Consider the following 21286-nt stretch of genomic DNA (forward strand, 5'->3'; position numbering starts at 1 on the left):
CTCTTTTTTATCCCCGATAAAGCTAGAAGCCCCTGTACTGCGGCTCTTCCTTCTCCAGCTGGGCTACCCGGCCTTCAACCTGATCCACAATCTGCTGAGTCTGTTCAGCGGCATTGGTAAACAGGGTTTTGGCTTCCTGGTTCTGGGTCTCCATGGCGAACTGCTCAAGGCTGGCCTGGGCGCTTTTAAGCGAGGACAGGCAGGTTTTCACTTGTGATGCAACAGTCATTTACTTGTTCCCTCCTCGTTTCACAATCTTTGGTTTACAGCTTGCTATCAGCTAGTATAGGCGGGGAAAGCAGGGGGAATTCAGGTAATTTCAAGCAGGCGGCGAGTAAATCTGCCCTCTTTTGACAAATAATGAATAACAGATATACCGAAAGCAGCTTGAAACAACAAGGGGGAATCTGCATGCCGGACTGGCTGGAGGTCATTGTACGTACCGTATTCGCTGTTGTAGTCTTGTTCTTTTTGATAAAGGTGCTTGGAAAAAGACAGGTCTCACAGCTCTCTTTCTTCGAGTACATAACCGGAATTACGATCGGGAATCTGGCAGCTTACATCTCACTGGATACGGATAGCACATGGCATCTGGGGTTCCTGGCCCTGTTTGTATGGGTGGCTTTTTCGTTCGGGATTGAAATTCTGCAGATCAAGAGCAAGAAAGCCCGTGATTTCATCGACTTCAAATCAACCGTACTGATTAAGGACGGCAAAATTCTGGAGGATAATCTGCGTAAGGAGAAGCTAACGACGGATGAGCTGCTTGAGGGGCTGCGGAAAAAGGATGTTTTTACGGTGGCGGATGTGGAGTTTGCCATCATGGAGTCGGACGGTGCCATTAATGTTCTGCTCACAAGAGAGAATCAGCCGCTGACCCCCAAGCATCTGGGGATTAAGGTAGCTCCGGAGAAGGAGACGCAGGCAGTCATTATGGACGGCGAAATACTGGACGAGCCTCTGGATGACCTGAAGCTGACCCGGGGCTGGCTGAATATGCAGCTGGAAAAGCTGGGGCTGACGGTGGAGAATGTTTTTCTCGGGCAGGTGGATTCCTACGGGGAGCTGACGGTCGATTTATATGCTGACAAGATGCAGGTGCCACAGCCGCAGGAAAAGCCCCAGCTCTATGCACTCCTGAAAAAATGCGAAGCGGATCTGGAGCTGTTCAGCCTCTCCACTGTTAATCCGGAGGCGAAGCAGATGTACGAGGAATGCTCGGCAAAGCTGCTGCGGCTGATTAAGGAGCTAAAGCCGTTTATACAAAGCTGATTGACCAGAGGACCGGCAGTGATGCCGGTTCTTTATGCTGTGCCCGCAGCAGAGTCCGGTGTATATTTCCAGCCTGCCTTGGCAAACTAAGTCAGATTCACCATTAACTCCGGAGGGGGGCGAAAGTAATGGCGGCAAGCGTGCTGGATGCCATTAAAGAGCAGCTGCAGGGCTGCAGCGACGCTGTATACCAGTCGATCAATATTCACGGGCAGGCCTGCATGCTGATCTATATCCCGTCCATTGTGGACACCCTGAGCCTGCAGGAGTTTGTTGCATCCCCGCTGAAATCGGAGGCCAACGGAGAGCCGGACTGGCCGGGCTTTCTGAAGCGCCTGGATCACGGGTCAGCCTTTGCCATTCCTTATATCAAGGTATATGAAATCGACCGGGCGGTGGAGCTGGCAGTAAGCGGCAATGCGGTGCTCTGCATAGAAGGTATGCCGTTCCTGTATTATTTTGAAATCGCCCATTATCAGAAAAGAGCGGTCTCCGAGTCACAGAATGAGCTGGTCGTTATCGGTCCCCAGGAAGCCTTTATTGAGGATGTGGCAACCAATCTGTCGCTCCTGCGCCACAAGATCAAGCATGCGGACCTTAAGACCAAGCATTTCTCCCTCGGAAAATACACAAAGACCGACGTGTATCTTGTCTATATTGAAGGCCTCTACAAGCCGGAAATCCTCGCTGAAATAGAGGAGGTGCTGGTTAATCTGAATATGGACGGCGTACTAGGCATCAGCTACATCGCTGAACATATCAAACAGGGCAAATTCTCGCCGTTTCCAGTATTCCAATATACGGAGCGTCCCGATTCTGTAGCGGCCTCCCTGATGGAAGGCCGTGTCGGTATTTTGCAGGATGGTACGCCCTCCGCATTGTTGACCCCGGTGACCTTTATGTCGCTGCTGCAGTCGTCTGAGGATTACTATCAGAGCTTTTACGCAGGCAGCTGGATCCGGCTGGTCCGGTTTTTATTCTCAATCATTGCCTTGGTGCTTCCGGCCTTTTACATAGCGGTAACCACGTTTCATTCACAGATTATTCCGTCTGATCTGCTGCTGACTATTGCGGCCGCGCGCGAAAATATCCCCTTCTCCGCCCTTACAGAAGCGCTGATTATGGAGCTGACCTTTGAAGCGCTGAGGGAAGCAGGTACCCGGATTCCAAAGCCTGTCGGGCAGACGGTTTCCATTATTGGGGGTATCGTCATCGGCCAGGCAGCGGTGCAGGCAGGAATAGTGTCTGCACCGATGGTCATTGTTGTTTCGATTACCGGGATTGCGTCGTACATCATTCCGCATTTGGAGCTGGGGCTGACCTTCCGGCTGCTGCGGTTTGTGCTGCTGGTGCTTGGAGGCACTATGGGACTGCTGGGGGTTATCGTTGCTGTCTTTATCATTTACGGGCATCTGGTTCATCTGAAATCATTCGGCACCCCTTACATGCAGCCGTTGGCCCCGCTGATTCTGGAGGACTGGAAGGATACCCTGCTGCGTGTGCCTAATCCGTTCATGACTAAGCGGAGCACCTCTTTTACAGGCAGTACAAATGACAGGAGGCAAAGATCGAAATGAAGCTGCTGAGGCTGGGGATGGCCCTGCTGCTGCTGTTTAGCCTGACCGGCTGCTGGTCCAAGCTTGAGCTGGATGAGCTGACGTTTATTTTCGGCATGTATATTGACGCCGGACCTGAGCCGGGAACGGTTGAATTATCCATCAGCACCCCGCTTCCCAACCGTCTGGCATCCGGTACACAACCCGGAACGGCCCAGGGAAAAAGCTATTCCACTGTAACCAAAACGGCTCACTCCATTACGGATGCTATTATTCTGATTCAAAAGGATCTGTCCCGCCGTCTGGAAATTTCACATATTAAGGCGATTGTCATCGGCAAAGAGTATGCGGCAAATGGTATCCATGAACTGCTTGAATGGTGTAAGCGGCAGCCGGAGATTCCAATGGGAAGCTACATCATGGCGGCTCCGGGCAAGGCTAAGGAGATAGCCGGATTATCCGCAATCTTTGAGCAGCTGCCGTCCCAGGTGCTGAGGAACTTTTCCGAGCTGAACCTGACTTACGCTACTACCGTCCGTGATTGTCTGCTGGCGGAGTCCAATAATATGGGATATGCCATGAACCATCTTTCCTTTGGCGTAAACAAGGATGAGAAGGAACAGGGGGAGCCGGTAAAATGGGCAGGTGTACAGGGTGTAATGCTCTTCAACGGCACGAAAATGACGGGAACCCTAAACAGCGATGAGAGCAGAGCGCTTTCCTGGGCAGCCGGAGACCTGTCCGGGCACGTAACGCTTCCTATGTACACTGTAATGTGGAACGAGCAGGAAAGCAAAGGAAAGGCCAGCGCTCTTTTCTATAGTGACACTGTATCCAGAAAGGTACGGATTACAGCAGACGGGCCTGTGTTCCATATCAGATTAAAGGGAAAGGCCAGCATCACTCTATTTGATGACAATAATACAGACGAGGCGGTGGATCACAGCAACCTGATCCGGCGCAAGCTTGAGGAGCGGATTACTTCAGAAGTGAAGGAAGCATTAGAGCATACCCGGGAGGCAGGAGCAGATGTACTACAGCTTGGAATGCTGCTCGAATGGAACCATCCCAGGGAATGGAAGAAGTTAAAAGAACGCTGGAGTGATTATTATGCTGACAGGGCGGAGATCATCGTGACGACTGATATACGCATTGTAGATTTTGGGGCAAGCAAATAATGGATCAGGTAAAGGAGGACCTATGCGTACTACTAACTGGCAAATGTTCCGTTTCGGCCTGGTCTATTTCAATTCCCAAACCTCCATTTTTCTGATCCCTATCATCGTTACAGACGCAGGATACCAGGGCTGGATATCGGTTTTGATTGGCAGTGCCTTATCGCTCGTGCTTCTGTTTTTTATGATTCATGTAGGGAAGCTTAAGCCCGGCCAGTCCTGGCTTCAATTCGGGGGGCAGTACATGGGCAAGTGGATGCACAGCATCCTGGTGTTTTTACTCTTGGGCTGGTGTGTGTACTATGCTTCTTACGATATAGAAAATTTTGTGCTGTTCTTCGGATCGAACTATATGCGCGGCACTCCTCCGCTCTTTATCCAACTGGTAATCGGCATAGTCATTGCATATACAGCGGCCAAGGGATTAACTACGATAGTCTACATGGCTGACGGTGTTTTTCTGCTGCTGATCGTCACCACATTCTTTTCGCTCTATCTGTTTTTACCCAATGCTAATTTTCAGATGCTTCCAGCATTTATCCACTACTTTGACCCGGGTACCACCATTAAGAGCTCCTTTGCAGTCAGCTCCTGGTTTTCGGAGTGGGTTGTGTTTCTGTTTGTCGCGCCTGAGCTTAAAATAAATACCAATATGCTGAAAAAGCTTCTGCTGGCCGAACTGGTCTTAACTGTGCTTGTGCTGGCCGGGTGGGCGCTCACTATGATGAATTTCGGGCCGCATCTGGGAAAAGATCTGCAGTATCCTTACCTTGATATGGTGCGCAGTTCGTCGCATGACGACATAATGGGGAATCTGGACCCTATTCTGATCGGCATCTGGTCCGCTTCCATGTTCATCCACAGCTCTTTCATGATCTATGTGGCCAGCAAATGCGCCCTGTATCTGACAAAACAGAAGGGGAAGAAGCTTATGATTCCGTTCCTTACCCTGTGTTCAGTGCTCATAGCCTTTCTCTATTCTCTCAACATCTCCAGATACTACAATGATTTCAGCTCATACAGTGCGGTAGGCGTCTGGCTGGTTGTGGAGTGCATTCCCGTCTATTACACTATGGCTGCGTTCATCAAATCCAGAATACATAAGCCCGCCAGCTGATAGCTGCGACTTATGTATTATAAATTGGATGCGCTTTCTGGTATGATTAAGCTTTAGTACATACCTTATAGACGATAGGATGGTGGAATGCTTCATGAATATTCAAGAGGCTGGCAGGCTAATCGGCTCAATCCGCAGCAATCTCTCAAAGGTTATCGTAGGAAAAGAAGCCGGTGTTGACCTGCTGCTTACAGCGCTGCTGGCAAATGGCCACGTGCTGCTGGAGGATGTGCCGGGCACAGGAAAAACCCTCCTGGCAAAAACTCTGGCCCGTTCCCTGGACTGCCCGTTCAAGCGGATCCAGTTCACCCCGGATTTATTGCCCTCTGATTTGAGCGGCATCAATTACTACAACCAGAAGACCGGGGATTTTGAATTCCGGCCGGGACCGGTATTTGCCAGCATTCTGCTGGCAGACGAGATTAACCGTGCGACTCCGCGGACGCAATCCAGCCTGCTGGAGTGTATGGAGGAGCGCCAGATTACCATTGACGGTGTAACCCATGGCCTGGATGCGCCGTTTCTGGTTATCGCGACACAGAATCCGGTCGACAGCCAGGGAACCTTCCCGCTGCCGGAGGCTCAGCTGGACCGGTTTCTGCTGCGGATAACGACGGGTTATCCCGCTTTTGAGGAAGGCGTACAGATTCTGCAGCGGTTCCGCCTGAACAATCCGCTGGAGGACACCGGCGCTGTGGCGGATGCCCGGCAGATCCAGGAGGCCCAGCGGCTGACCGCTGAAGTCAATATCAGCGATGATCTGCTGGCTTATCTGATGCGGATCGTAGAAGCTACCCGTACGGCCCCTGCGGTCAAGCTTGGTGCCAGTCCGCGGGCAGGCTTTGCGCTGCTGCGCGCCTCACAGGGCTATGCCCTGATCCAGGGCAGGAATTATGTCATTCCTGATGATATCAAGGCTGTAGCGGGACCGGTGCTGGCGCACCGGCTGGTCCTTCACCGCGGTGCCGGCTCGCGGGAGGGGCAGGCTGCGGAAGCAGTGCAGCAGATCCTGCGTGAAGTGGAGGTTCCGGCTGAGCCTGTTTCTGCAACCAGAGGCGGAAGGGGGGAGTAGCCCGTGTCCCTTCCCTGGCTAATTATGAGCACGCTGCTGCTGCTGGTGCTTGTTTCTGTAATCTACCAGCGCAATGCACTCAAGAACCTCAGCTATACCCGTTATTTCTCGGCATCCGCTGTCTATCAGGGCGAGCAGATAGAGATGGTAGAGGAGATTGCCAACCGCAAGCTGCTGCCGCTCCCCTGGCTGCGCCTTGAATCCAGCATTGCCCGGGGACTGGAGTTCGGCCTCCAGGAGAATCTGGGGGTCAGCAGCGGTGAAATATACCAGAACCATATCAGCCTATTCTATCTGCGGTCCTACCGGCATATTAAGCGCCGGCATCAGATCCGGTGTGAGCAGCGCGGCCTGTTCCGGCTGGAATCGGTAACGATGACAACCGGAGACTTCTTCGGTATGAGCCGCCGGAGCAAGATGTTTCCGCTGCAGCTGGAGCTGCTGGTATATCCGGCGATGCTGGATGTCTATGAGCTGCCTTTGCCTGTGCACAGCTGGCTCGGCGAGCTGCCGGTCAAGCGCTGGATCGTGGAGGATCCGTTTCTGACAGCCGGTACCCGGGAGTACAGGCCGGGAGACTCGCTCGGCGGGATGAACTGGAAGGCTACCGCCCGGACCGGCCGGATGCAGGTGCATCAAAAGGATCATACCGCCGATGCCAGGCTGATCATCTGCCTGAATGTGGAGATCAGCGATGCGATGTGGCGCAATATTACAGATAAGGAACGCATTGAGCTGGGTATCCGCTATGCGGCAACCGTAGCAGAGTATGCGGCCGGACACGGTCTTGAGGTCGGGCTGATGTCAAACGGAAGGCTGGACGGACAGAATGATCCCGTAAATGCCGGTCCGACGGGAAGCCTGCTGGAAATGCTGGGCCTGCTGGCCAGGCTGGAGCTGGACCGGACCCTTCCGATGTCTCGGCTGCTGGAGCTTGAAGCCGAGAGCAGCCCGTCTGACAATGATTATCTGATTATCAGCTGCCACCGGGGAGCAGAGCTGGAGCTTGCGGCAGAGGAGCTGCGGCTGCTCGGCAATGGCGTTGCCTGGCTGGATATTCCCGGTGAAGGGGGGATGGGCGCATGAGCAGCAGGTTAGGAGAGACGTTTAATGCTTCCTTAAGATTGTGGGTAGCCTGTCTGATAGAGGGTTTGCTGTTTCTCCCGCTCTGGGTCTTTCTGCAGGTGTATTTGCAATCTGAGCAGGCTTCACTGCCATGGTATTCTATTCTGCCTGTGTTATCTCTGGCAGGCGTGCTGCTGCGGCATGTGATCAGACGCAGATGGATGCAGATTCTGGCTTCCCTGCCCCTGGGAGCAGCGGCAGGGTATCTGATTGGGGGAATGGAGCCTGATGTGATTCCCTTTATGGCTGCGGGTGCCTTGTTCGCCTATCTGGGAATGGATGCGGTTAACCGCGAGCATGGGCTGAAAACCTATGCGATCGGCCTCATGGTATATTTTGCGGCGGTTATTATATTTGCACGGATTCCCGAGCTTCAGCATACTTTGACTCTGCTGACCTGCTGCGGCAGCCTGTGCCTTGTACTTGCCCTTCTATTTACCAATACCAGCTTTATACGCTATAACACCTTCGCCGCAGGAACCAGACGGCTGCCCGCAGGAATGCGGCGGTATAACTGGATGTACATGCTGTTATTTCTTATCGCTGTAGTGCTGCTGGCTTCCGGTGCTGCTAAAGCAATAGCAATCCTGGCTTTAGGCGCCGTCTACACCATTATCGGCTTTCTTTCGAGCCTGCTGTCCCGCTCAGAGGAGACCCCGATCAGAGGGCAGGGGACGCCGACAACACAGGAGTTTTTACAGACGGAAATCAAAGAGCCCGGCTTGCTGGCAGTGATACTGGATGTGCTCTTTTATGGGCTTGCGGCCGTTGCAGTAGCCGCAGGACTCTACTTCGGGCTGCGCTGGCTGTACAGGAACAGCAGCGGTATTTTCCGCCGGGCGGTTGATGCCCTGCTGTCTATCCTGCGCAGGGAGAACAAGCAGGAGCAGACTGCGTATCAGGACGAAGAGGTGAGCATATTTGCCTGGGAGAAGACAGTGCAGAATTTCCGTGAGTACTGGCGCAAACGGCTGAAGAGCGGAAGCAGGAGTGACCGCTGGGAGGCTGCAGAGGGCAGCCGTGAGCGGGTGCGCTGGCTGTACCGGCACTGGCTGACGGCCAAGGCGTCTGAGGGATACGAGGTCAAAGCCCACCTGACTCCCATGGAGACCGGCGAAGATATAGCGGAATGGTCGGGAGGCAGGAAGCAGAGCCGCAAAGGGGAGCGCAGCGGCAGCGAGGCTTCACCTGCAGAGCTGCTGCGGCTGTACAATGAAGCGAGATATAGCCAGACAGCCGGTTCAGACAAGGAGCCTGGGCAGCTGGAGCAGCTGAAGAAACAGCTGAAGCTATGAGCTGACAAGCCAAGCTGGCTTACTGCTGCAGGCTGCTGCTGGCTGTCAGAATAACAGCCGCAGCAGCATTAGAGACAACACACCGGTAATGACGGTCCCCAGCAGGCTGCGGGTTTTGACGGCAACCCAGAAGGTGGGGAGGGCGGCGATCAGCTCTACATTGGTGGAGAGCGCCGAGAACCGCCCGCCGTCAATGAACAGCTCCTGGGCGATGAGTGCGGACATTACAGCGATAGGCATGTAGTTCAGCCAGCGCATTCCCCATTCGGGAATGGTAATCCGGCTTAGCAGCATGAGCGGCAGCACCCGCGGGATAAAGGTGACTAATGCGGCTCCGAGAATAATCAGAAAGATATCCAGCCTTACTTCCATTTTTCCATTACAGCTCCTATCGTTGAGGCTATTACCGCAGCAGCAATAACGCCGATGCTGGGGGACCACAGGATGGACAGGCCCACAGCAACAGCCATGGCAATAAGGCCGACCGTAATGTCCAGCGCATATTTGCTTCTGCTGATCAGTGTAAGCACCAGAAGTCCGATGAACATGGCCGGCAGGGCAAAGTCCAGCCCCCATTCTTCCGGACTGCTTATCCATTGACCGAGTACAGCACCGGCCAGATTGGCAATAATCCAGTTCAGGTAGGCTGTAATATTAAGGCCGTGCATCCATTTCTCGCTGATGGCCTTCCTGTTTGCGCTTCTCTGAATCGCCACACCAAAGGTCTCATCTGTCAGCAGTGTGCCGATAAGCAGGTTGCGCAGCGGTGTAAGATGGCGGAAATACGGGGAGAGAGCTGCGCTCAGCAGCAGGTGGCGGAGGTTCACCAGCAGAATCGTAATAATGATGCTGGTCGCCGTGCTGCCGGCTGCGATCATCCCGGCGGCTATAAACTGCGCCGACCCCGCATACAGTATAGTCGAGATCAAGGCGATTTCGGCCAGTGAGAGGCCGGCGGTTTTCTCGACAACACCGGCCGCAAAGCCGATGCTCAGGTAGCCGAGCAGGGTCGGGATACAATCCTTCACCCCCTGCAGAAAGCTTTCCCCGCTGACGGCTGCGCGAGCATTAAGCTCCGCCGGTACGGATTCGGATTTCATGATTACGGCCTCCTTTCGGGCTGACTTGATTTAACGTATTGCAGGAAAAACGCATTATCTTAATATCATATACTTTCTGCAGCTTGGCAAGGGAAATCTTCATGCTCCTTCCGCCGGCAGCCGGAACAGAAAAGGTCCCGCCGCATGATAGTCATGCGGTCGGGACCTTTTTTAAATGCGATGCTGCCTGACTGCTTCAGTGAATTGCCGATTTACGGATTTTTTCATCTGATTCTATTGCAGCACCAGTACACCGAAGCCATCCATAATAAATGTACCGCTCAGTGTTTGTCCTGTCAGCAGATCGGTGCGCGGCTCCTTGAGCAGAATTTCGACAGGCAGCTCGTTGTAGTTGAGCAGGAAGGTCAGACTGGCAGACTCGCTGCTGCGGATCTGGAGCTCTACCTCAGACGGAAGCTCCAGCCATTCGGCAGCAGGGGAGACCAGCTCCAGGCTGCCGATGATGCGCAGTGCCGATTCCTCATTAAATACCGCTCCGTAGTACCATACCTCACCCAGTCCGCGTTTGTTCCGGGTAACCGCAGGCTTACCGGCATAATAATCACTGGCGTAGGTGCCCATGACCTCTACAGTATCGGCCTCCACATGCAGAATGTCATTGAACGAATCAGCACCGGTCAGCTCTTCGCTGCCCTGGGCCCATTTGATCGTTGTCGGGAGACGTCTGCCTTTGACCATAGTGAATTCTTCAACGGTAATTCCGCACAGCTCCTTGGCAGCTCCCGGGAATGCCCGCATATAACACTGCCCACGGGAATCCTTGTACCCGGTCCGGCAGCCGAAGATGAGCTTGCCGCCCTGTTGTACATATTCATCCAGCACAGCTGCCGTTTCATCAGTCATGATGGCCGGATGCGGATAGACGAGCACCTTATAACGGGACAGCTCCTTAGCGGTGGTCTTGCTGCGCATGTACACTACATCAGTAGGGATATGCTTATGCTGCAAGGCCTTAAACCACTCTTTATTGCTCTGCCACATGAACGGCCCGTGCCAGATATCATATTCGCCGTCCCACTCATTATCGTAATCACGCACAATGGCTATTGAGGCCTGGGCCTTCGTGCCGATGATGGTGCTGCCTGCTGCAGAGAGCTCCTTGCCGATAGCAGCGGCTTCACGGACCCGGCGGTTCGGCAGGTTGTGATAGTCGTTAATACCGTGCCAGTAAATTTCGTTGCCCATGGTGGCTGTCCGCCAGCGGAAGTAGAGCACCATATCTGCACCGTGGGCAATGGACTGGTAAGTCCAGAGACGCATCTGACCGGGTTTGGGTGAAGGCATATCCATACGGTTAACCCAGCCGCCCGGGCCGGACTGCTGTTCCATAATGCAGTAGTTCGGGCTGATCGAACGAATAACCGACAGGGACAGGCTCCAGCTGCGGTCAGCAAGCGGATTCTGCTCATCCGGATCGGAATGGATGCTGGAGAACTGCGGATAAGAATCGTAGCTGAAGAAATCCAGCTGCTCATCGTGCAGCTCATGGCTGTCAAGATGGCCGAACAGGCCGTTGGTTGTCACCCATTGCTCCGGAGCCTTACTGCGGAGAATATCGGCCTGTATTTTGGAGAAGGAAATCGTATTATCGGATATAAAGCGCTTCTCATCCAGCGCCTGATGCGGGTTGGGCTGCTTCGGAACAGGCGTTGGACGCGGCAGATAGACCTGTGACCAGTCTGAATAGCTCTGATTCCAGAATATGGCCCCCCAGGCTTCATTCAGCTTATCCAGCGTACCGTATTTCTGCTTCAGCCATTCACGGAAGGAGATATGATCGCTCTCAGAGTAGAATACATTTATTTCGCAATTCAACTCATTATCAATCTGCCAGCCGGCAACACCCGGATGATTGGCATAACGCTCAGCCATTTCAGTTACGATCCGTGCACACAGCTCACGGTATTTGGGACTGCTGTAATTATAATGCCGCCGCATGCCGTGCTGGAGGGTTACGCCCTCCTGGCTTACGTTCAGCACCTCAGGATATTTATGGGTAAGCCAGGCCGGCGGGGTGGCCGTCGGCGTTCCCAGAATGACCTTAAGCCCATGGCTGTGCGCCAGGTCAATGGCCCGGTCGAACAGCCCGAACTGAAAGAGGCCTTCCTCAGGCTCAAAGATGGACCAGGCAAATTCGCCCATCCGGACTATTGTGAATCCGGTCTCCACCATGCGGCGGTAATCATCAGCCCACATTTCCTCCGGCCAGTGCTCCGGGTAATAACAGACGCCCAGCTCAAACTTCTGATCAGCAACGGGTTTCTTCATGTTAACCTCCAAATGTAAAAAGATGCTTTATAAAAGATATAAATCTATTGTAATAGCAGCAGTGAGGTATCTTATATAACATAATATTGCTATTATATGATTATATTGCGTGCCCGGGGTTAAGAGGCGGAAAGAGGTAATGTAATGATGAAGCAACGGGTGCTCCCGGCTCCGGCCTATGCCCATTATGTCTGTTATCCGGATTTTATCGGACATTACAGCGGGTTCCCGCAGCATGCGGTCCGCAGGAGTGAGGGGATGCTCAGCAGCTACAATCTGCATCTGGTTTTTGACGGCTCCGGATACGTGTTTCAGGACGGGGTAAGGATTCCAATGGGAAAAGGCAGCGGCTTCCTCTATTCCCCGGGAGCCTATCAACAGTATGGCTCGGACCCCATGCACCCGTGGGAGATCCGCTGGGTTCACTTCAGCACCTCGGTATCTTTGCCTTTGCTGGAGGAGGCAGACCAGTCACGGGGGTATTTCTTCACCTTTGATCTGAATGCCGGCCTTGATCAGCTGTTCGAGGAGGTGTACAGCCTCAGTGCAGCCTATGAGACCAGGAGCGAGCCGCGGCTGTCAGCTGTTTTGTATGAAATTCTGGTAACTCTGCTGCAGAATTCCGAACCGCTGCACGGCTCGGTCCCGCTGGAAATCCGCCATTCGATCCGCCGCACGGCTGATCTGATCCATAACGAATGTGAGCGGCCCTGGACGCTTGAGAGCATGTCGAGGCTGGCAGGATACAGCAGCTATCATTTTCTGCGGCTGTTCCGCTCCACCATGGGGAAGACACCCAACCGCTATTTAAGCGAATGCCGTCTGGCCAAGGCCAAGCTGCTGCTGGTCTCAACAGAGCTGCCGGTAGAGCAGATTGCCCTGCAAAGCGGCTTTCAGCAATCCAGCTATTTTATCAAGGTGTTTAGAGGGGCAGAAGGCCTGCCTCCAAGCCAGTACCGCCGCTCTTTCCGCTCATAAACCGGTTAGCAGGGAAGATAAAGTTAACAAAGCCTGTGCGGAAAACAGCAACCATTGTGCCGTTTTTGGCGTATTTAGGGGGAAAAGGTTACAACACAGCGGGAACAGTTACAAATTGGATACAAATCCCTGCCTGTTAGCTACTATAATAACCTTAGCAAATATTTCTGGGAGGATATCAATGAGAGAGTTCAGAAAAAAAACGGCCGTCTTGCTCTTGAGCAGCCTTGCCCTTGTCCAGGCAGCCGGGGGCCTGGCGGTACCTGCTGCTCAGGCTGCAGGTGTACAAGCTTCTGCACCGGCCGCGGCAGCGGTCAAAATAAGTCCGGTTACAATGGCGGCAGGAGTAACCGCAGCCATTGAAGACGTCAACATCTGGCCGCAATCCGGCGGTAACATACTGGCTTACACCCTGAAGATTACCAACAACAGCAGCGCGACAGTGAACCTGCAGCGTTACTTTTCGCGCGTCGTCACACCAGGAGGCTCGGTCATCCCAGGCAATCCGGTAACCGCAGACGCAACGAAGAAAAAGATTGCTGCCAAGAATAGCATGAGTATTACATATTATGTGAATATCGGACAGACCAAGTCCCTTTCGGGCGTCAAGATCGCCATGTATGTATGGGATGCCAAAAGCAAGGGATACCTGAAGCATGCCGGTTCCTTTGCCATACCGGCTGCCTACAGCACAACGGTGGTATCAGGCAAAAGTCTGACTACGAAGATGAATGACATCCCGGTGACAGCAAGTGCGGGGTCGCTGGAGCTGTACAAATACGGCGGCAAAGTATATGCCAAGGCAAGCATTAACATTACGAACAAGGGCGGCAAGGTGCTTGGCGATCCGGGGTACACGGCTTATCTGGTAACAGCCAGCGGAACAGCGTTCGAGCTTGCACTAAGCAGCTCCCAGACCGGCTATAAGATTCAGCCGCAGGAAAAGAAGAGCATCTACTATCTGACTGAAATCCCGTCCTATCTGAATACAAGCAATATGAAGCTGCAATTTACACAAAAGGATGAGGCACTGAAGCTGGAGCTTCCCAAGTCTTCATTTAAGCTTCCGGCGGCAAGCACTCCTAATCTGGTAGTAGCCAGCGGTGCCGTCAAAAAAATCGTCGTAAACAACAACACAGTCGACACAAAGCTCACCGGCACCTCTGTATTTGCAGAGGATGATAAGGCAGTCTGGTCTTTTCAGCTGCAGCTCAAAAACACAGGCAATACAGCCGTAACGCTTCCGGCCTATGAACTGGCTGTGAAGTCAGCCAAGGGTACTGCATTCCCGGTTAATGCCAAAGGCTTAAGCGGTCTTACCCTGAAGCCCATGGAGAACAAGGTCGTGCCGCTGACAGTGGAAATCCCGCTGCAGGTGGAGCAGTCTACGCTGCAGCTGCAAATGATTGAGGCTGTTACCGCTGCTTCCGGCTCGGATACTGGAGCTTCAGGTGCCGGTGATGCAGGCGGAGCCACGGCAAAGCTGGTGTTCCCGGTTGCTTATTTCACCATTCCATATACGCTCCGGGCAGATGTGTACAGCGGCCAGGAATACGGAGCCACGAACCAGTACGGATCCTTCGCCTACAGCCTGCAGTCCCTGCAGCGTTATCCCTGGAAGGATGATGACATTGTATTGGCCAAGGTGAGAATCACCAATAACCAATCCGTTAATCTGACGATTCCTGAGCTTAAGGGCGCGCTGAAGCTTGATAGCGGAAATCTGTCAGCAACGACGGATCTGCTGATGGATAAAGAGGATTCGGTGCTTGCTCCCGGCAAATCTGCTGATATCTCGCTGATTACCAAAATTCCATATACCGATGAGTTTAATGATGTGCGGGTAAATCTGAGCGTCAAGTCGGAAACCGAAAGCATTCCGTTCCTCGACTTCAGCACAACCAGCTTTATAAGCAGCGTGAGCCAGCTCCAGCGCGGAGACAGCTACACCATTACAGGTAAAGGCAAAAATGCTGCAGTACAGGAGAACAGAACGACCGTCTATGAAGGCAGCAATTATAATATCCTCTACACCGAAGTTCTGATGACCAGCGCCGAGAAACGGCAGAGTAAGATGGCCCGTCTGCAGGCGTACTTTAAAACATCGGACGGACAATTTTATGAAGCCAAGGTGAACCAGCCGGACAGTCTGGCCATACCGGGCGGCAAGCAGCTGGTTACCTTATGGGCTAAGCTCCCCAAACCTGCAGGCACTGCTGATGTCTCCTTGTATCTGGGATCAGGCGTGACGGGCGGCAAGCTTAGTGAGGGCAGCGAGGAAGCCACGGGATTTATTAATGTAGCTTCACTTCCGCTTACTCCAAAAGCTCTAGTCCCAGCTTCAAATATTCAAAACATCGCCCTGTATCCGTACACTTTAAACGTGGTTACCTCGGATGCAAGCCATGTGGAAGCCAGCGATACGGTAGCTTTGAATATTACTTACAACCTGAAGCGGGAAAACTTCTATGACGCCGGAGAGTCGGAGCATAAGCTGGTGCTGCGGGTTACAGATCCATTCGGCCAATCCCAGGACAGGGTGCTGGCGATCGGTACGGATCTGACAGAGGGAATCAATCACAGCTACACATTGTCCTTCTCAAATAATCTTTACAAACAGATAAACGGCGGTACCTATAGATTGACCTTCTATGATGAGTTCCAGGGTGAACGCCAGGAGCTGGGCGGCCAGACCTTTACCATGCGCTTTATTTCGCTGCCGAAGCCTGATAATGAGGAGAAAGATACCGGTAAATAACGTTCTATTCTAAGTCCACAAAGGAGCAGCATCCATGTTGCGAGTTGAAAATATCAAGCATTCGTTCAAAACCGGCAATGAATGGACCACGGTTCTGCACGACATCAGTTTTACTGTTAACAAAGGAGAGATGGTCGCGCTGCTCGGCAGCTCCGGCTCAGGTAAATCCACCATGCTGAACCTGATGGCCGGACTGATGAAGCCGACGGAAGGCCATATCTACATTGCCGACCATGACATCGTCCAGATGGGCGAGAATAAGCTGGCGGAATTCCGCCGTAAGCACATCGGCTTTATCTTTCAGGCATACGAGCTGATTACAAGCCTTACGGTGCGTGAAAATGTGGAGCTGCCGCTAGTATTCCAGTCTGTCTCACCCTCGGTCCGCAAGCAAAAAGCGCTGGCGCTGCTGGAGCAGGTCGGTATTCCCGACAAGGCGGATCTGTTCCCGTCACAGCTGTCAGGAGGTCAGCAGCAGCGGGTCAGTATCGCCCGTTCACTGATTACCGAGCCGTCCGTTATCTTTGCGGATGAGCCAACCGGGAATCTGGATACCCGGACAGAGGAAGAGATTATTGCAATTCTGCTGAAGCTGAACCAGTCCCTGAAGACAACCTTTATTGTTGTTACACACGAACTGGAGGTGGCGGAGCAGATGCAGCGCACCTTCTCCCTGCGTGACGGCTATCTGATCAACAATCAGCAGCCGGCAGCGGATGCGGAAGCTGCGGAAGGAGGCGCCGGATGAAGATCAGGGATATTTCCCGGATGGCCTGGGATCAGGTGAAACGGCGCAAGGTCGTTACCGGGCTGTGTATGACAGGGATTTCGATCGGCTGTGCAGCCATTATCGTGGCGCTCAGCATCGGACAATCCGCCCAGACCTATGTAACCGATGAGGTTAACCGGAATTTTAAAATGGACGAGATCACCGTTACTCCCGGCGGGGGCATTCCCTCACGCGGAGGAGGCGGCGGCTCAGCAGAAACTAATGAGAACCTTGATCCGGGCAAGCTTACAGCCCAGAAGCTGGAGATTATCAAGAGCCTGAATCATGTCGTAGCCGCTGCACCTTTTGAGGATGCCGGTTATATGCAGATGCTTACCGTCGATAATAAAATTGCCGATATTCAGGTCAAAGCAACAGACCTGCGGATGTTAGGCGAGTTCGGCTTTAAATTCAAGCAGGGCGGTGTTACAGATCTGCCGGGAATGGTTGTGCTGAATTATGGTGCCACCCTCGGACTGATAGACAACGAGACCCGGCAGAAGCTGTATGAGCAGATGGGAGCCGATCCGTTCAGCTCTGATCTGATGGATCAATATAACAAAATGTCCACCCTTCCTTCCGAGATATACAGGCAGCAGGTGCAGCTGCAGGCCACTGATTACTCCACAACGGAGGGGAACATCAAGCTCAGCTCAGCACTGCAGGTTGGCGGTATTCTGGCTACAGCGGAAGGAACCGATGATCTGCGCGCCTCGTACGAGAAGATTATGTATGTATCGCTTGAGACGGCGGCGCAGCTGACACAGCAATTATCCTTTGGTAATAATAACGGCATGACTCCGAACGTGGAGGAGAACAGCTACAAAAGCGTTACAGTCAAGGTTGACAGTACAGATAATATCAAATCGGTTGAAGCCATGATCCAGAAGCTGAATCTGAACGCCATGGACAATCTGTATCAGCAGGAGATGCTCAAAGAGCAGTTCGATATGATCAAAATGGCTGCGCTCGGCATAGGGGTATTCATCCTGATTATTGCTTCTATCTCAATCATTGTGGCCATGACCATGTCCACGCATCAGCGCAGACGTCAGATCGGCATCATGAAGGTGCTTGGCGCCAACATGGGACAGATCCGCAATATGTTCATTACGGAGGCAGCTCTGCTGGGCCTGCTTGGGGGAATGCTGGGAGTGCTTTTCTCCTATCTGATTATCATGGGGCTGAATAAGCTCGTAGGTACAGCAGGTGACAGCCTGAACTTTGTTATCCCGTTAACGACCATTCCGGTCGGACTGGCTTTTGCGATTATGACTGGTGTACTGTCCGGTATTTATCCGGCGATCAGTGCCTCCAGAACCGATGCGCTTACAGCCATTAAAAGGGATTAACGCCTGACCGATTTTGTATTTCAAGCTGAAAGGAAGCAGGGGAATGAAAAGGATAATAAAGTGCAGCCTGAAATGGATTATCATCGCGGTAATCATTATAGGCGCAGGGTATATGCTCTATGGAAAAATGTTTAAGGATAAAGAGCCCGAAATTGTGATGGAGCCGCCTCAGGTGATCAGCTTTCCCGTGACCGAGGAGACCATGACGAGCACCGTCCAGGTTAAAGGAAGATCACAATATCAGGAAGAAACACTCGTCTATGCACCCTTTGCTTCTAAGGTAACCGGCTGGAAGGTGGAGAACGGCGGACAGGTGAAGAAGGGGGATGTGCTCTTTACGCTGGACCAGTCTACGCTTAAGAATGAGATTGCCCAGACTGAAGCAGCAATCCGCAAGGCTGAGCTGGAAGCTGAGCTTAATGCCTTTGTCAGCCAGCAGGAGGATGAGAATGCGGCTCCGATCGGCACAGAGGCAGAGCGTCTGAAGGCGCTGGCAGCCGAAGAGGCGGCAAGGCTGAATGATGAGCTGAACCAGGTGAATGCACAAATCCAGCAGAAGGATCTTGCAGATAAAAAATCCAAGCTGAACACCGCAGTCTATCATGCACCGGCAACAGGGATTTTCCTGTATGACAGCAGTACTGAACGTCCCCAGACAGTATCTGATAACCAGTATATCGGCAAAATTGTCGACCTTAACAAGCTGGAATTCATCGCCTCTGTCGGTGAGCAGGATATCTTCAAAATCAAGCAGGGGATGAAGGTTAACGTTAAAATGACGGCGATGAAGGATCTGATCCTGAGCGGTGAAGTAACCGAGGTTTCGAAATTTGCGACCAACACTACCGGGCAAAATTCAGCCAGTCAAATCCCGCAATTCGAGGTGGTAATTTCACTGCAGCCGGACGAGCGTCTGATCGGCGGACTTAGCCTGAGCGGGGATATTGAAACCCTGCGCAGGGAGAATGCGGTGGTCGTTTCCAGTATGGCTGTTATCCACGAAGGGGAGCAGGCCTTTGTCATGCTGGATAAAGGGGACGGGGTCTATGAGCGCCAGGAAATTACAATCGGGCTGGAAACCTCTGATAAAACTGAGGTTCTGACCGGCCTGAAGGCGGGAGATACAGTCGTTCTTCAATAGCATGCACCCCAAGAAAAAGGGAGCTCCGGCAGATGCCGGGGCTCCCTTTTTACCTTCGAACAGACTTCATTGTCCCAGTGTTCCGCGCCATGACTTTATATCCTGGTTCAGCTCCGTCAGGTCAGGCACGGCAACCGGCTTGTCACTAAGCCGGTACTTTTCCTTCAGCTCCAGAATCCGCCCGACGCTCTGATCAATCCGTGCTTCGGAGATGACTCCGCTATGCACACTGTCCAGAAGGGCTGCCCGCACCTTTTGCTCGTTAGCATAGCCATGGGCAATCAGCAATATGTCGCTGCCTGCAAGCACGGTATCTACCGCTGCCGCCGGCAGTGTATAGTGATCAGTGATGGCCCCCATTGTCATATCGTCAGTAATAACTACTCCGCTGAAGCCCATCTGCTTGCGGAGCAGCCCGCTGATAATCTCTGCAGATAGAGATGCAGGCTTATCCGGATCAAGCTGCGGATACAGAATATGGGCAATCATTACAGCATCTGCACCTTCCTTGACTGCTGCCTGGAACGGCAGCCATTCCAGCTGGGCAAGCTGGGCGGCGCTTTTATTCACGACAGGCAGCTCAAGATGAGAGTCAACGGAAGTGTCTCCGTGACCGGGAAAATGCTTGATAACCGGAATTACGCCTTCCCCGGCGATTCCCTGCATTTCGGCAATACCGAGCCGGGTTACAAGCTCAGCGGTATTCCCGAAGGAGCGGTCCCCGATAACCGGGTTGTCAGGGTTGCTGTTGATGTCTAGCACAGGGGCAAAGTTCATATTAAAGCCGGCAGACAGCACTTGTCTTGCAAGCAGGCTGCCCAGCTTGTGCGCATTCTGCGGATCAGCGGCTGCTCCGATCGTGCTGTTCGCTGGTATTGCTGCATATTCCTTCGGCATCCGGCTTACCTTGCCACCCTCCTGATCAACGCTCATGAACAGCGGCACTGCATTGCTGCTGTTGCTCTCCTTGAGGCCGTTAATCAGGCTGACCATGCTCTTTAGGCTGCTTATATTGTCCTTGTACAGAATGATTCCGCCGATCTGATCTTCAGCAATCATCCGTTTGGCTTCACTGTCCGGTGCCCCGCCGTCGATACCGGCCAGCAGCATTTGTCCGATCTTCTGCTCAAGCGTCATTCCGGCAATTAGCTTGTCTATACTATCATTATTGCCGGTATCTGATCCGGAAGTGGGTGAGGCTGACGGCGGTAAAGTGATGTCAGGCGTGACTTGCGGTGCAGACGGTGAAGGTGTTGCAGGCAGTGAAGTTTCAGCTGCTGTAGGGCTGCTGTTGCTGCAGCCAATGGTAAGCAGCGTATAGAATAGAGTGGTAATGATTATGCCTTTCCGTCGGATGTGAATCATTTCAGATGTCCTTCCTCTCATTTGCAGATTAACCTGCCATGATGATAAGATGTATGAGATTAAGCGGTACATAGATTTAAAGGTCTACTAATTTTATAAGGATGAGGTGGCGTATTCATGAAGGAAGATTTAATGAAGACACTCAATGAACAGATGAACTTCGAGTTTTATTCCGCTCATGTCTATCTGGCAATGGCAGCGTATTGTTCCGGTGAAAGCCTTGACGGCTTCGCTAACTTTTTCCTGGTACAGGCTGAGGAGGAACGGTTTCATGCAATGAAGATTTACAGATTCCTCAATGACCGTGATTACCGCGCCACACTTGCTGCACTGCCGGAGCCGAATAACACGTATACTTCCATGCTGAATGCATTTGAGCACGCTTATGCCCATGAACAGCAGAATACCAAGAAATTCTATCACCTGGCCGATCTGGCGCTGGATGCGCGGGAGCATGCTACAATCTATTTCCTTAAATGGTTTATTGATGAGCAGGTGGAGGAAGAGGCGCTGTTCAGCAATATTATCGCCAAGCTCAGACGGATTGAGACGGACAGCAATGCTTTCTATATGCTGGATGCAGAGTTTGCAGCCCGCTCCTTTACACCGCCGGCTGAATAATCAGGCATAGACAGACACGGAGATTATCCCTTAGGGAGATAATACCCGTGTCTTTTTCTTTTGAATAAGCTAGCGGAATGTATACACTGGAAAATTCTCACTCTTTATAGACTCAATAAAATGAAAAAAGTTACATTTCAGGTCAAAGTTATGTTCGCACTGACAGGTTATGGCATGAAAGTTGAACGGATGCAAACTATATTGCATACAGCAACACACTTCCGGCTGCCCAACTCTATTTAGGAGGGTTAACTATTACGCCGCCCGGCAACACTGTTTCTCTAGACCCACCCGGATGCCA

At 52.5% G+C, this 21286-nt stretch carries 18 protein-coding genes; 13 read left to right on the forward strand and 5 right to left on the reverse strand.

The genetic code is table 11. The features are described 5' to 3' along the window. Positions 1 to 22 precede the first annotated feature (22 nt). Positions 23 to 229, reverse strand: coding sequence for a DUF1657 domain-containing protein (locus R70723_RS14490; RefSeq protein WP_039872978.1), 207 nt, complete (start codon positions 227 to 229; stop codon positions 23 to 25). Positions 230 to 411: 182 nt separating this feature from the next. Between R70723_RS14490 and R70723_RS14495 the strand changes: the two genes are divergently transcribed. From R70723_RS14495 to R70723_RS14525, 7 genes are all read left to right on the forward strand, one after another. Next, complete coding sequence (locus R70723_RS14495) at positions 412 to 1272, forward strand: DUF421 domain-containing protein (protein ID WP_039872979.1); 861 nt, start codon at positions 412 to 414, stop codon at positions 1270 to 1272. 128 nt (positions 1273 to 1400) lie between these two features. Next, positions 1401 to 2849 carry a spore germination protein gene (locus tag R70723_RS14500; RefSeq protein WP_039872980.1) on the forward strand — a complete coding sequence of 483 codons (1449 nt, stop codon included), beginning with the start codon at positions 1401 to 1403 and terminating at the stop codon, positions 2847 to 2849. Continuing rightward, positions 2846 to 4006 (forward strand): Ger(x)C family spore germination protein, encoded by a 1161-nt coding sequence (locus R70723_RS14505; RefSeq protein WP_039872981.1) that lies wholly within the window; start codon positions 2846 to 2848, stop codon positions 4004 to 4006. The genes R70723_RS14500 and R70723_RS14505 overlap by 4 nt, the downstream gene beginning before the upstream one ends. 22 nt (positions 4007 to 4028) lie before the next feature. Next, positions 4029 to 5120 (forward strand): GerAB/ArcD/ProY family transporter, encoded by a 1092-nt coding sequence (locus tag R70723_RS14510; RefSeq protein WP_039872982.1) that lies wholly within the window; start codon positions 4029 to 4031, stop codon positions 5118 to 5120. 94 nt (positions 5121 to 5214) lie between these two features. Further along, positions 5215 to 6192, forward strand: coding sequence for an AAA family ATPase (locus R70723_RS14515; protein WP_047171128.1), 978 nt, complete (start codon positions 5215 to 5217; stop codon positions 6190 to 6192). Positions 6193 to 6195: 3 nt separating this feature from the next. After that, the gene (locus R70723_RS14520) at positions 6196 to 7278 is read left to right on the forward strand and encodes a DUF58 domain-containing protein (RefSeq protein WP_039872983.1); all 1083 of its coding nucleotides are present in this window, start codon (positions 6196 to 6198) and stop codon (positions 7276 to 7278) included. After that, positions 7275 to 8612: a ZIP family metal transporter gene (locus R70723_RS14525; protein ID WP_039872984.1), complete on the forward strand. Its 1338-nt coding sequence runs from the start codon at positions 7275 to 7277 to the stop codon at positions 8610 to 8612. The genes R70723_RS14520 and R70723_RS14525 overlap by 4 nt, the downstream gene beginning before the upstream one ends. Positions 8613 to 8657: 45 nt before the next feature. On the opposite strand, the gene R70723_RS14530 is transcribed toward R70723_RS14525, so the two are convergent. The 3 genes from R70723_RS14530 to R70723_RS14540 all read right to left on the reverse strand — a co-directional run bounded on the left by R70723_RS14530 (position 8658) and on the right by R70723_RS14540 (position 12001). After that, on the reverse strand, positions 8658 to 8984 hold the full coding sequence (locus tag R70723_RS14530; protein WP_039872985.1) for an AzlD domain-containing protein: 327 nt from the start codon (positions 8982 to 8984) through the stop codon (positions 8658 to 8660). Next, the gene (locus tag R70723_RS14535; RefSeq protein WP_039872986.1) at positions 8975 to 9712 is read right to left on the reverse strand and encodes an AzlC family ABC transporter permease; all 738 of its coding nucleotides are present in this window, start codon (positions 9710 to 9712) and stop codon (positions 8975 to 8977) included. The genes R70723_RS14530 and R70723_RS14535 overlap by 10 nt, the downstream gene beginning before the upstream one ends. Before the next feature lie 234 nt (positions 9713 to 9946). Beyond that, positions 9947 to 12001, reverse strand: coding sequence for a beta-galactosidase (locus R70723_RS14540; RefSeq protein WP_039872987.1), 2055 nt, complete (start codon positions 11999 to 12001; stop codon positions 9947 to 9949). Between the two features lie 144 nt (positions 12002 to 12145). On the opposite strand from R70723_RS14540, the gene R70723_RS14545 reads away from it, so the two are divergent. The 5 genes from R70723_RS14545 to R70723_RS14565 all read left to right on the forward strand — a co-directional run bounded on the left by R70723_RS14545 (position 12146) and on the right by R70723_RS14565 (position 18999). Beyond that, on the forward strand, positions 12146 to 12979 hold the full coding sequence (locus R70723_RS14545) for an AraC family transcriptional regulator (protein WP_039872988.1): 834 nt from the start codon (positions 12146 to 12148) through the stop codon (positions 12977 to 12979). A 181-nt stretch (positions 12980 to 13160) separates the two neighbouring features. Continuing rightward, positions 13161 to 15737 carry a hypothetical protein gene (locus tag R70723_RS14550; RefSeq protein ID WP_047171129.1) on the forward strand — a complete coding sequence of 859 codons (2577 nt, stop codon included), beginning with the start codon at positions 13161 to 13163 and terminating at the stop codon, positions 15735 to 15737. A 34-nt stretch (positions 15738 to 15771) separates the two neighbouring features. After that, a complete protein-coding gene (locus R70723_RS14555; RefSeq protein WP_039872989.1) occupies positions 15772 to 16485 on the forward strand; it encodes an ABC transporter ATP-binding protein in 714 nt (237 codons plus the stop codon). Next, positions 16482 to 17858 carry an ABC transporter permease gene (locus R70723_RS14560; RefSeq protein ID WP_039872990.1) on the forward strand — a complete coding sequence of 459 codons (1377 nt, stop codon included), beginning with the start codon at positions 16482 to 16484 and terminating at the stop codon, positions 17856 to 17858. Before R70723_RS14555 ends, R70723_RS14560 begins: the two co-directional genes overlap by 4 nt. Before the next feature lie 43 nt (positions 17859 to 17901). Beyond that, positions 17902 to 18999, forward strand: a complete 1098-nt coding sequence (locus tag R70723_RS14565) for an efflux RND transporter periplasmic adaptor subunit (protein WP_179087986.1) — start codon at positions 17902 to 17904, stop codon at positions 18997 to 18999. A 66-nt stretch (positions 19000 to 19065) separates the two neighbouring features. On the opposite strand, the gene nagZ is transcribed toward R70723_RS14565, so the two are convergent. Then, on the reverse strand, positions 19066 to 20364 hold the full coding sequence (gene nagZ / locus R70723_RS14570; protein WP_039872992.1) for a beta-N-acetylhexosaminidase: 1299 nt from the start codon (positions 20362 to 20364) through the stop codon (positions 19066 to 19068). A gap of 117 nt (positions 20365 to 20481) precedes the next feature. Here nagZ and R70723_RS14575 point away from each other — a divergent pair, with 117 nt between their 5' ends. Next, complete coding sequence (locus tag R70723_RS14575; protein WP_039872993.1) at positions 20482 to 20985, forward strand: ferritin; 504 nt, start codon at positions 20482 to 20484, stop codon at positions 20983 to 20985. Positions 20986 to 21286: the final 301 nt, after the last annotated feature.

Origin of the sequence: Paenibacillus sp. FSL R7-0273, from assembly GCF_000758625.1 — a bacterium.
Lineage (GTDB): Bacteria > Bacillota > Bacilli > Paenibacillales > Paenibacillaceae > Paenibacillus_AQ.

Coding starts and splice junctions, on each gene's coding strand:
- R70723_RS14550 (WP_047171129.1), top strand. CDS start 13,161: ATGAGAGAGTTCAGAAAAAAAACGGCCGTCTTGCTCTTGAGCAGCCTT.
- R70723_RS14495 (WP_039872979.1), top strand. CDS start 412: ATGCCGGACTGGCTGGAGGTCATTGTACGTACCGTATTCGCTGTTGTA.
- R70723_RS14545 (WP_039872988.1), top strand. CDS start 12,146: ATGATGAAGCAACGGGTGCTCCCGGCTCCGGCCTATGCCCATTATGTC.
- R70723_RS14530 (WP_039872985.1), bottom strand. CDS start 8,984: ATGGAAGTAAGGCTGGATATCTTTCTGATTATTCTCGGAGCCGCATTA.
- R70723_RS14555 (WP_039872989.1), top strand. CDS start 15,772: ATGTTGCGAGTTGAAAATATCAAGCATTCGTTCAAAACCGGCAATGAA.
- R70723_RS14525 (WP_039872984.1), top strand. CDS start 7,275: ATGAGCAGCAGGTTAGGAGAGACGTTTAATGCTTCCTTAAGATTGTGG.
- R70723_RS14515 (WP_047171128.1), top strand. CDS start 5,215: ATGAATATTCAAGAGGCTGGCAGGCTAATCGGCTCAATCCGCAGCAAT.
- R70723_RS14500 (WP_039872980.1), top strand. CDS start 1,401: ATGGCGGCAAGCGTGCTGGATGCCATTAAAGAGCAGCTGCAGGGCTGC.
- R70723_RS14540 (WP_039872987.1), bottom strand. CDS start 12,001: ATGAAGAAACCCGTTGCTGATCAGAAGTTTGAGCTGGGCGTCTGTTAT.
- R70723_RS14510 (WP_039872982.1), top strand. CDS start 4,029: ATGCGTACTACTAACTGGCAAATGTTCCGTTTCGGCCTGGTCTATTTC.
- nagZ (WP_039872992.1), bottom strand. CDS start 20,364: ATGATTCACATCCGACGGAAAGGCATAATCATTACCACTCTATTCTAT.
- R70723_RS14565 (WP_179087986.1), top strand. CDS start 17,902: ATGAAAAGGATAATAAAGTGCAGCCTGAAATGGATTATCATCGCGGTA.
- R70723_RS14575 (WP_039872993.1), top strand. CDS start 20,482: ATGAAGGAAGATTTAATGAAGACACTCAATGAACAGATGAACTTCGAG.
- R70723_RS14505 (WP_039872981.1), top strand. CDS start 2,846: ATGAAGCTGCTGAGGCTGGGGATGGCCCTGCTGCTGCTGTTTAGCCTG.
- R70723_RS14560 (WP_039872990.1), top strand. CDS start 16,482: ATGAAGATCAGGGATATTTCCCGGATGGCCTGGGATCAGGTGAAACGG.
- R70723_RS14535 (WP_039872986.1), bottom strand. CDS start 9,712: ATGAAATCCGAATCCGTACCGGCGGAGCTTAATGCTCGCGCAGCCGTC.
- R70723_RS14490 (WP_039872978.1), bottom strand. CDS start 229: ATGACTGTTGCATCACAAGTGAAAACCTGCCTGTCCTCGCTTAAAAGC.